Below are 10,235 nucleotides of genomic sequence, written 5' to 3'. Positions count from 1 at the left end.
GACACAGCCGCTCGGCCGCATCGCCGCTGACGCCAATACATCGGATTACTGCCGCCCTTTTTCAACGGAATCGGCCCATCTGCGACCTCGGGCAATGTCCGCTCTTCCGCCGTTGTTGCGGGTTGAGCGGACATCAGTCGGCCGAGCCGCTTAGTGAGTACACGCCCCAGTACTCAAGTGCCTCGCCGAAAATGATGTAGAAGACATGCCACAGTAACCGGTACCGGTACCTCGGTCGCTTCAATCCCGGCTGACCGCCCCGGGTCCTCCCCACCCCCTTCAGCGATAGCGTCCGCCGCGAGGGCAGCCAGAGCCATTAGGCGCAGCGGGTGACGGTCTGGACATCCATCGATACGTCTGCGCTGATGTCCCGCAACGCGCGCTCCAGCGGCTCAGTGGGTCTTCGAGCGCTGCCGTATATCTGCGCAGCGAAGCGCGAGCGCCGGAGATACCTCACCATCGCACTCACACGGCAAAAATGAATCGCTGCGATTCCGAAAACGCGGATCGCTGTGCCCTTGCGCACCGACAGCCGCACACGCTCGAGCTGGATGTCGCCGCGCGGCGCCTCCATCGCAGTCACCCGCAGCACGAAGCGATCGGTGCGCTCGCGGATATCGCGCGTCTCGACGAAGACGGACAGCGCCACCGAATAGAGTGGCTTGGCCAGCACGGTGTGCGCGATGCGCGCGGTCTTCCAGGTCGCCGTAGCAAACCCTGCGGCGATCGCGGCGATCATGATGGCGGGTGCGAACAACCGGCTCCGCCGCAGCAGCACGGCACCCGCCATGAGCACCAGCGCCATGATCGCGGCGACCGCGAGCACGGGTTCGTGGTCGGCGGCAAAATAGAGGGCAATCCCGGCACCGAAGGCCACGGGCACCCACGGCAGCAGCCGACCGGCGCCAGCTTCCGCCTTGGCCCATCCGCGCAACGTCTCGGCCAACGACGACCACGCGCCAAAGCCTGCCGGCACAAGCCCGCCGGCCGAAGCGGCACGGCCCGCTGGCCATGTCCCGGCGATCCCCTGAGAGCGGTGTGGCCGGGAAGGCTCCGCCATTCCTGCACCTTACGATACGCGACGGGTGCGGAGGCTACCGGAAGGTGCGGGGACGCGAATAGCGGAACGGAAAGGGAACCAGCCGAAGGGCGGCTACTTTTCCTCTTCCATCGTTACGGCCACCGCCGCCTTGGCGGAGAGCCGCACCTTGTTGCCCTCGACATCGGCAACCAGGCCCTTGTCGATGAAATGATGATGGCCCTTGTGGCTGCCCTCGCCGCTATCCTTCCTGGTCAGCTTGATGCGGTTGCCCTCGACGCGGTCGACGGTGCCGATATGAACGCCGTCGGCGCCGATCACTTCCATGTGCTCTGCGATGTTTTGCATGGTGGGGAATCCTTGTTGATCCCACACAACGCGTGGGCAACCTTTCCGTTCACTTCCCCCGTCATTCCGGGGCGCGACGAAGTCGCGAGCCCGAAATGACGACCAAATGTGACGGCGCTATTGCTGGATCAGCGGCGTTCGCGACGACACATGGTGGCTCGCGATTTTCCAGTCGCCGTCCTCGCGGACGAGAACCCACGTGATCTTGACCGACAACGACGGAATTTCCTCGCCCAAATCGAACGAGGCAATGCCGGCCATGTTGATCACGTCAGGCGCGACATGGGCCGACGCAATGTCCGAAAACGTGACACGCGGCGCCCGCCACCGCGGCAGGCCGTCGAAATAGGCCGCCACGCCCTCTCTGCCGCGATAGAGGGTTGGATTCGAGCCCAGAAAGAAGGCACTCTTGGAGTAGAGCGACGACAGCGCGGTAGCATCTAGCCTTGCGAAGCCGGCGGACCATTTCGCGATGATGGCGGAAACGATGGTGTCGGCTTCTTCTTGCATGCGACCGCTCAGCTCTCATCAGGCCTTTCTCAGCTCTTGGCGACTTCCTTGGCAAAGGTGTCGCGCAATCCGATCGTCCGCGAAAACACCGGCTTGCCCGGCGTCGAATCCTTGTCGCGCACGAAGTAGCCCTGCCGCTCGAACTGCATCGGCTCGGTCGCATTGCTCTCGGCAACCGATACCTCGATCCGCGCATCGGGAAGGATCTCCAGCGACTGCGGGTTGAGATCGGCGACAAAATTGGCAGCGTTCGGGCTCGGGTTCGAGAAAAGCTGGTTGTAGACGCGGATCTCGGCGGGCACGGACTGCGCCGCCGGCAGCCAGTGCATGGTCGCCTTGACCTTGCGGCCGTCAGGCGCGTTGCCGCCCTTGGTCAGCGGATCATAGGTACAGCGAAGCTCGACCACCTCGCCGGCATCGTTCTTGATCACGCCGGTGCACTTGATGAAATAGGCATAGCGCAGCCGCACCTCGTTGCCCGGCGACAGGCGGAAGAACTTCTTCGGCGGGTTTTCCATGAAGTCGTCGCGCTCGATATAGATCTCCCGGGAGAACGCGATCTTGCGCGTGCCGGCCGACGGATCGTCCGGATGGTTGATCGCCTCGAGCTCCTCGACCTGCCCTTCCGGATAGTTCTCGATCACGACCTTCAGCGGTCGCAGCACCGCCATGCGCCGCTGCGCCGTGCGGTTCAACTCCTCGCGAATGCAGAATTCGAGCATGCCGACGTCGACCACGCTGTTGGCTTTCGCCACACCGATGCGCTTGACGAATTCGCGAAGTGCAGCCGGCGGCACGCCGCGGCGGCGCAGGCCCGCCATGGTCGGCATGCGCGGATCGTCCCAGCCCGCGACATGACCGTCGCGCACGAGCTGGGTCAGCACGCGTTTCGACAGGACCGTGTAGGTCAGGTTCAGCCGCGCGAACTCGTACTGGTGCGGCTCGGAGGGCACCGGCAGCTTCTCGATGAACCAGTCGTAGAGCGGACGGTGGTCCTCGAACTCCAGCGTGCAGATCGAATGGGTGATGCTCTCGATTGCATCCGACTGGCCGTGCGCATAGTCGTAGCTCGGATAAATGCACCACTTGTCACCTGTGCGCGGATGATGCGCATGCAGGATGCGGTACATCACGGGATCGCGCAGGTTGATGTTCGGCGAGGCCATGTCGATCTTGGCCCGCAACACGCGCGCTCCGTTCGGGAATTCGCCGGCCTTCATGCGGCGGAACAGATCGAGGTTCTCATCCACCGAGCGGTCGCGGAACGGCGAATTCTTGCCGGGCTCGGTCAGCGTGCCGCGGGTAAGCCGGATCTCATCCTGGGTCTGGTCGTCGACATAGGCGAGGCCGTCGCGGATCAGCTTCTCCGCCCATTCGTAGAGGCGGTCAAAATAGTCCGAGGCATAGAACAGGTTGTTGCCCCAGTCGAAGCCGAGCCAGTGCACGTCGGCCTGGATGGAGTCGATATATTCCTGCTCTTCCTTGACCGGATTGGTGTCGTCGAAGCGCAAGTGGCAGCGGCCGCGAAATTCCTCGGCGATGCCGAAATTGAGCGCAATCGACTTGGCATGGCCGATGTGCAAGTAGCCGTTCGGCTCCGGCGGGAACCGGGTCACGACCTCCTTGTACCTGGCCGCATCGAGATCGGCCTGGACAATGTCACGAATGAAATCGCGCCCCGCCTCAGTTGCCACCGGTTCTGTCGTCATTCCGAAAATCCTGTCGGGAAATCAGCGGTCCTTCTGCCAGTTTCGGGAGGCCGAGCCAAGCCCTCAGCCCGGTCCGATGCGGTCCGCCGGCAGGCTTTAGTTATGCACCGTTCCTGCTATACACCACCGCCTCCAATGCATAGGCCGTTCCACACATGACCGATTCCGTCGTCACGCGCTTCGCCCCCTCGCCGACCGGCTTCCTCCATATCGGGGGCGCCCGCACGGCTCTGTTCAACTGGCTCTTTGCGAAGAAGCACGGCGGCAAGATGCTGCTCCGGATCGAGGATACCGACCGCGAACGCTCAACCGAGGCGGCGATCGGCGCCATCCTCGACGGACTGAAATGGCTGGAGCTCGGTTGGGATGGCGAGGTGATCTACCAGTTCAGCCGCGCCGCCCGCCACCGCGAGGTGGCCGAACAGCTGCTCGCCGACGGCAAGGCCTATCACTGCTACGCCACCGCCGACGAGCTCGCCGCGATGCGAGAGAGGGCGCGCGCGGAGGGCCGCACCCGCCTCTATGACGGCATGTGGCGCGACCGCGATCCGGCAACCGCGCCCGCGAACGTCAAGCCGACGATCCGGCTGCGCGCACCGCAGACCGGCGAGACCGTGATCGAGGACCAGGTGCAGGGTCGCGTGGTCTGGCAGAACGAGAACCTCGACGACCTCGTCCTGCTCCGCGGCGATGGTACGCCGACCTACATGCTCGCGGTGGTGGTCGACGACCACGACATGGGCGTCACCCATGTGATCCGCGGCGATGATCACCTCATCAACGCCGCGCGCCAGAAGCAGATCTACGACGCGATGGGCTGGGCGTTGCCGAGCATGTCACACATCCCGCTGATCCATGGCCCGGATGGCTCAAAACTTTCCAAGCGTCACGGTGCGCTCGGCGTCGATGCCTACCGCGCCATGGGCTATCTGCCGGCCGCGCTACGCAATTACCTCGTTCGCCTCGGCTGGAGCCATGGCGACCAGGAGATCTTCTCGACCGAGGAGATGATCGCCGCGTTCGACCTCGCCAGCGTCGGCCGCGCCGCCGCGCGTTTCGACTTTGCCAAGCTCGAGAACCTCAACGGCCACTACATTCGTAACGCGGACGATCAATCGCTCGTGAAGATGTTCGAGGACGTACTCGATTACGTCCCGGGGAAGGCCGAGCTCAAGGCCAAGCTGAACGATGCCACGCGCGCGCAGCTCCTGAAGGCCATGCCGAGCCTGAAGGAGCGCGCCAAGACGCTGATCGAGCTGATCGACGGCGCCTATTTCATCTTCGCGGACCGACCGCTGGAGCTCGATCCCAAGGCGGCAGCCCTGCTCACGCCGGAGAACCGGGCGCTGATCGGCCGGCTTCATTCCGCGCTGGAGAATGTCGAGAGCTGGAGCGCGGTCACCGCGGAAGCCGCGCTGCGCGCTTTTGCCGAGGAAAATAGTCTCAAGCTCGGCGCGGTCGCCCAGCCGCTGCGGGCGGCGCTGACGGGACGGTCCACCTCGCCCGGTATTTTCGAGGTTTTGGACGTTCTGGGACGCCAGGAAAGCCTGGGCCGCCTGAAGGATCAGTCTACGACGTAAGTCCTGTGCGGTGCCCATCTTGCAGCGCACACAGCAATAATATACCCATCTCACCCGTACCTTCTGGAATATCCGGCTTGCCCCGCCATCTGATGGGGGACGATCAGGTCCGGCCCGTTTCACAATTCATCGGGGACTTACGATGGACGCAAAATCCACAAAAACAGCAACGCTGACGGTCGGAAACAAGAACTACGATCTCCCGATCCTGAGCGGCAGCGTCGGGCCTGACGTCGTCGATATCGGCAAGCTATACGGACAATCGGGCCTCTTCACGTACGATCCGGGCTTTACCTCGACCGCGAGCTGCCAGTCCAAGATCACCTATATCGACGGCGACGCCGGCGTGCTGGAATACCGCGGCTATCCGATCGAGCAACTCGCCGAGCACGGCGACTTCCTGGAGACCTGCTACCTCCTGCTCTACGGGGATCTGCCGACCGCGGCCCAGAAGAAGGATTTCGACTACCGAGTCACGCACCACACGATGGTGCACGAGCAGATGGCCCGCTTCTTCCAGGGCTTCCGCCGCGACGCCCATCCGATGGCGGTGATGGTGGCCTCCGTCGGCGCGCTCGCCGCGTTCTATCACGACTCCACGGACATCAACGATCCGAAGCAGCGCATGATCGCGTCGATGCGGATGATCGCGAAGATCCCGACGCTCGCCGCCATGGCCTACAAATATTCGGTCGGCCAGCCGTTCGTGTATCCGAAGAACTCGCTGAAGTTCGCCGAGAACTTCCTGAACATGTGCTTCGCCGTGCCGTGCGAGGAGTACAAGGTCAATCCGGTGCTCGCGGACGCGCTGGAGAAGATCTTCATCCTGCACGCCGACCATGAGCAGAACGCCTCGACTTCCACGGTGCGTATCGCCGGCTCCTCCGGCGCCAATCCGTTCGCCTGCATCGCAGCGGGCATCGCCTGCCTCTGGGGTCCGGCCCATGGCGGCGCCAACGAAGCCGCGCTTGCCATGCTCGCCGAGATCGGCACGGTCGACAAGATTCCCGAGTTCATCGCCAAGGTGAAGGACAAGAACAGCGAAGTCCGCCTGATGGGCTTTGGCCACCGCGTCTACAAGAACTACGATCCTCGCGCCAAGATCATGCAGAAGATGTGTCACGCCGTGCTCAAGGAGACCGGCCATGGTGACGATCCGATGCTGAAGGTGGCGCTGGAGCTGGAGAAGATCGCGCTCAGCGATCAGTACTTCATCGATCGCAAGCTCTACCCGAACGTCGACTTCTATTCGGGCATCACACTGAAGGCGATGGGCTTCCCGGTCTCGATGTTCACCGTGCTGTTCGCGGTCGCCCGCACCGTCGGCTGGATCAGCCAGTGGAGCGAGATGATCGAGGACCCGCAGCAGAAAATCGGCCGCCCACGCCAGCTCTACACCGGCCTCACCCGCCGCGACTACGTGGCGATCGATCAGCGGAAGTAAGGTCACGTCCACAATTGCAGGACTGATAAATCCCGCCCGGACATCACAGCCGGGCGGGATTTTTGTCGGCATTCCCCTAATCCAAGAACGGAAGAGGTCTGCGCCGAGCGCGCTGCTGTTCTCGTCTTAAATCCGGGCATCAATCCGCAACGGGAAATCGCGGGTGCCGTCATCCCGCAATTGGTATATTCGACGATCGGTGATCGTAACCGACTCTTTCAACAGGCGCCTGACCGGGGTCCAGTGAAGCCGCAAATGCCAAATCGAATTTGCGGTTATAATAGAGCAGTCTGATTCGGCGGCTAATCGCGACTCGCGAGGATGTTGTCATGGCATTTTTTTTGCGTGAGCTCGGTCCGGTCGAGAGCTTCGAAAGTGCGTTGAAGCGGAAGCGAGCGACGCGGCAGAAGTTGGCTGAGCGATTGAGCATCACTGAAAAGATGCTCGAGGAACAGCGTGCCGCAGCCCGGCGGTTGGCGGTCGCCGGCGCCACGAATGGCCAGCTCGATCGAGCAGATGCCAATATGCGCTCTGTCGAGGATCGGGCCAGTCGTCAGCGTGCCGAACTCACAGAACTCGACGAGCAAATCGTCTCGACCGAACGCGCATTGGCCGAAGCCCTATTGCAGCGCGACCGCAACAAAATGGCGGATCATATCCTGGCTCTGGCAGCGGCCATCGAACAGGCCGTGCCGCGATTTGACTCGAGCGCCATTGCCCTCGCACAGGCTGCCACAAAAGGGGTGGCAATACCGCCCGAAGCGACAAGGTTTTCGACCAGCGTGGATGAGATGCGCCGCGAGCTTCTCTCCGCCACCGATCTCATTTGCTGGGAGCTTCGGTCGATAGCGGTACGCACGCGAGCCGGTAATGCAAACATTGCACTCGGCGCGCCGGGCGAACCGGATCATGGTCAGCCGGAGGTAGAGAGAAAAATGATCTACACGCTGACCCCGCTACTTTGGCGCGAGGGCGAGGAGGTGCGCAAGGTTTCGGCGTTCACGCTCGTGGGACTGCCAAAAGCGCTGTTGCCGGTCGCCTTGCGTCATCAGCTCGTGGATTATCTGAGCGCCCGGCGTGTGCAGACGCTCATCCAGGTTCATGGCAGCGGGGGCACGCAACAGAATCCGCATCAGAACGATCCGGAAATCATCGATCTCGATAAGCTGGCCGCAGAGGAAACAGGCGGCGCCCCCGCAGATGTCGCCTGAGCTTTGCTGCCCTCGCCAATGATCCTCACGACGAAAGAGCGAGGGATGGGGCCCCTTTTACCCGCCCCGTGCGCGCGAAATCGCAATGTTGGCTACGTTTTGCTACCCCCTCGCTTGCCCCCGCGCATCGTCGTCAGCACAATGTCGGCCGCGAGTACGCTGGGTGACTTGTTGCCGGTCGACATGATCTGATCGAGCTGGGCGAAAGCCTCGACCTGCTGTTTCCGCAACGGAGAGTCCGTCAGCACCTCGGTCAGCGCCTTCGCGAGCTTTTCCGGCGTGCAGTCCTCCTGCAAGAATTCAGGGATCACCTCCCGGCCGATCACGAGATTGGCGAGGATCACCGAGGAGACGCGGATGGCGCGGCGCAGGATGAAGGCCTCGACCGCGCCGACGCGGTAGGCCGTCACCATGGGAATGCCCGATAGCGCAAGCTCGAGCGTCACCGTGCCGGATTTCGCCAGCGCCGCGCGCGCGATCCGGAACGCGGCGCGCCGCTCGGCTTCGCCGACCACGATCTGCGGCTTGACCGGCCAGCTCGCGATGCCCTCACGCACCGTTGCTTCGAGATGCGACATGGTCGGCAGCACCAATTTGAATTGCTGACCGCCAGCCCGCAACCGGCCGAGCGCCGCGCCGAACACGTCGAGATGATGCCTGATCTCGCTGCGGCGGCTGCCAGGCAAGACCAGCAGGACCGGCGGCTCGCCGTCGCGGCGCTTCTGCTCCTCCGCGTTCGGCCGCAGCGACGACAATTGCTCGATCAGGGGATGGCCGACATAGCTGCACGGCGGGCCGCGCAGCTTACGGTATTCCTCGGGCTCGAACGGCAGCAGGCCGAGCACGTGATCGACATAGGACAGCATGGCCCGCGCCCTGCCCGGCCGCCAGGCCCAGACCGAGGGCGAGACGTAGTCGACGATCGGGATCGTCGGACCCCGCGCGCGGACGCGGCGGGCAACGCGATGGGTGAAGTCGGGACTGTCAATGATGACGAGCGCGTCGGGCGCGGCTTCGATCACCGCATCCGCGGTCGCGCGGATCAGCCGCAGGATTTTGGGCAGTTGTTGCACGACGGCGGCAAAGCCGACGATCGACAGCTCCTCGATCGGAAAGAGCGAGACTAGCCCCTCGCGTGCCATGGTGCGGCCGCCGACGCCTTCGAACTGCACGCCATCGCCGAGCCGCTGGCGCAGCACCTTCATCAGCGCGGACCCAAGCCGGTCGCCGGATTCCTCCGTGGCGATCAGAAAGATCTTCCGCTTTGGATCGCGCCCCGGCATCACGCGTGCAGGCCGATGACGAAGAGATAGTTGGCGTCGGCGCGCTCGATCATCGCCTGCGGCTCGGCGGCGATGGTGTTGCCCGCGATCACGGCGATGCCGGAAAGGCCAGCGCTGGCGGCACCTTCAACGGTTCGCGGGCCGATCGTCGGCAGATCGAAGCGCAAATCCTGCCCGCTCTTCGGTGCCTTGACCAGCACGCCGCGGCCGCGCGCCGCGCGGATGCGGCCCTCGCTGCGCAGCCGCGCCACGCGCTGGAGCAACCCGTCGGTGCCCTCGATGTCCTCGACAGCGACCACATGGCCGTCGATCACGACGACGGCCTGTCCGATGTCGAACGGGCTCAGCGCAGCCAGCACCGCGCGGCCGCGCTCGATGTCGCTCCTGGCGTTGTCGGCCGGCCAGGCGCGGGTAATGCAGCCCTCGGGCATCAACAGATCGGGCGCGACGTCCTTGATCCCGACCATGCGAAAGCCGTCCTGCTCGAGCATGCGGCCAACGCCGGAGAGCAGATGGTCGTCACCACCGCGAAACGCGCGGACGACGTGCCCGAGAAGCCGGAGCGTTTTGAGATCGAAGCGCACTTCCGACAGGGACGGCCGCATCAAGGTGCCGATGAAGATCAGGTCGCGGCAGCCCTCCTCGCGAAACAGCCGCATGGCGCGGCCGAGCTGGCCGACCGAGATCCAGCGATGTCGGAACTTTTCCACCTGGACCGGATCGCAGGCGCCGCGCAGAGGAAACAGCACCGGCGCGATGCCACGTGCGGCGAGCGACTCCGCGACCGCAAACGGCATGGCGCCGCCGCCGGCGATGACGCCGACCGGTGACGAAATCTCTGGCGCCGCCGATGTCATGCTCGCGGCCATCCCCGTGACTACTGCCCGATCGCGGGAAGGCAGAGCGGGCGATGCTTGCCCTTGCCGATGAAGTCGAGGATTTCGGCGATCGCGGGATCCTCAGCCGCAAGCGGCTGCACCGCAGCGAGCCGCTCGGCGAAAATCCCGGGGCCGTGGAACAGCTTTTGATAGAACGCGCGCACGCTCGCGAGCCGCTGCTTGGTGAACTTGCGCCGCTTCATGCCGATGATGTTGAGACCTTCGAGCACCGC

General features: G+C 63.9%; 8 protein-coding genes and 2 pseudogenes. 3 read left to right on the top strand and 7 right to left on the bottom strand.

Translation table 11 applies throughout. The features are described from left to right. Positions 1-499: 499 nt before the first annotated feature. The 4 genes and pseudogenes from SO139_RS44245 to SO139_RS44230 form a co-directional block, all read right to left on the bottom strand. Positions 500-1,060, bottom strand: a pseudogene (locus SO139_RS44245) (DUF4131 domain-containing protein); the annotation flags it as partial. Positions 1,061-1,153: 93 nt separating this feature from the next. Next, positions 1,154-1,387, bottom strand: a complete 234-nt coding sequence (locus SO139_RS44240) for a DUF2171 domain-containing protein (protein WP_027550707.1) — start codon at positions 1,385-1,387, stop codon at positions 1,154-1,156. 117 nt (positions 1,388-1,504) lie between these two features. Further along, a complete protein-coding gene (locus tag SO139_RS44235; RefSeq protein WP_474803495.1) occupies positions 1,505-1,897 on the bottom strand; it encodes a YybH family protein in 393 nt (130 codons plus the stop codon). A 29-nt stretch (positions 1,898-1,926) separates the two neighbouring features. Next, entirely contained in the window at positions 1,927-3,606 is a 1,680-nt protein-coding gene (locus tag SO139_RS44230; protein WP_474803498.1) for a glutamine--tRNA ligase/YqeY domain fusion protein, read from the bottom strand. Between the two features lie 155 nt (positions 3,607-3,761). Here SO139_RS44230 and gltX point away from each other — a divergent pair, with 155 nt between their 5' ends. The 3 genes from gltX (at position 3,762) to SO139_RS44215 (ending at position 7,841) form a co-directional block, all read left to right on the top strand. Further along, complete coding sequence (gene gltX, locus SO139_RS44225; RefSeq protein ID WP_449381627.1) at positions 3,762-5,186, top strand: glutamate--tRNA ligase; 1,425 nt, start codon at positions 3,762-3,764, stop codon at positions 5,184-5,186. 142 nt (positions 5,187-5,328) lie between these two features. Then, entirely contained in the window at positions 5,329-6,630 is a 1,302-nt protein-coding gene (gene gltA / locus SO139_RS44220) for a citrate synthase (protein ID WP_449381628.1), read from the top strand. Positions 6,631-6,959: 329 nt separating this feature from the next. Then, positions 6,960-7,841, top strand: a complete 882-nt coding sequence (locus SO139_RS44215; RefSeq protein WP_449381629.1) for a hypothetical protein — start codon at positions 6,960-6,962, stop codon at positions 7,839-7,841. 92 nt (positions 7,842-7,933) lie between these two features. Here SO139_RS44215 and lpxB read toward each other — a convergent pair whose 3' ends face one another. The 3 genes and pseudogenes from lpxB to SO139_RS44200 all read right to left on the bottom strand — a co-directional run. Beyond that, the gene (gene lpxB / locus SO139_RS44210; protein ID WP_449381630.1) at positions 7,934-9,127 is read right to left on the bottom strand and encodes a lipid-A-disaccharide synthase; all 1,194 of its coding nucleotides are present in this window, start codon (positions 9,125-9,127) and stop codon (positions 7,934-7,936) included. After that, the gene (locus tag SO139_RS44205) at positions 9,124-9,981 is read right to left on the bottom strand and encodes an LpxI family protein (RefSeq protein ID WP_449381631.1); all 858 of its coding nucleotides are present in this window, start codon (positions 9,979-9,981) and stop codon (positions 9,124-9,126) included. Before SO139_RS44205 ends, lpxB begins: the two co-directional genes overlap by 4 nt. Positions 9,982-10,001: 20 nt before the next feature. Then, a pseudogene (locus SO139_RS44200) lies at positions 10,002-10,235 on the bottom strand (acyl-ACP--UDP-N-acetylglucosamine O-acyltransferase); the annotation flags it as partial.

The sequence above is a fragment of the Bradyrhizobium sp. UFLA05-89 genome, from assembly GCF_059803475.1.
This window is presented reverse-complemented; position numbering and strand designations above follow the sequence as displayed.

What these genes read in the sequence shown, in the direction of transcription:
- SO139_RS44215 (WP_449381629.1), top strand. Translation starts at nt 6,960, where the DNA reads ATGGCATTTTTTTTGCGTGAGCTCGGTCCGGTCGAGAGCTTCGAAAGT.
- SO139_RS44230 (WP_474803498.1), bottom strand. Translation starts at nt 3,606, where the DNA reads ATGACGACAGAACCGGTGGCAACTGAGGCGGGGCGCGATTTCATTCGT.
- SO139_RS44205 (WP_449381631.1), bottom strand. Translation starts at nt 9,981, where the DNA reads ATGACATCGGCGGCGCCAGAGATTTCGTCACCGGTCGGCGTCATCGCC.
- SO139_RS44235 (WP_474803495.1), bottom strand. Translation starts at nt 1,897, where the DNA reads ATGCAAGAAGAAGCCGACACCATCGTTTCCGCCATCATCGCGAAATGG.
- gltA (WP_449381628.1), top strand. Translation starts at nt 5,329, where the DNA reads ATGGACGCAAAATCCACAAAAACAGCAACGCTGACGGTCGGAAACAAG.
- SO139_RS44240 (WP_027550707.1), bottom strand. Translation starts at nt 1,387, where the DNA reads ATGCAAAACATCGCAGAGCACATGGAAGTGATCGGCGCCGACGGCGTT.
- gltX (WP_449381627.1), top strand. Translation starts at nt 3,762, where the DNA reads ATGACCGATTCCGTCGTCACGCGCTTCGCCCCCTCGCCGACCGGCTTC.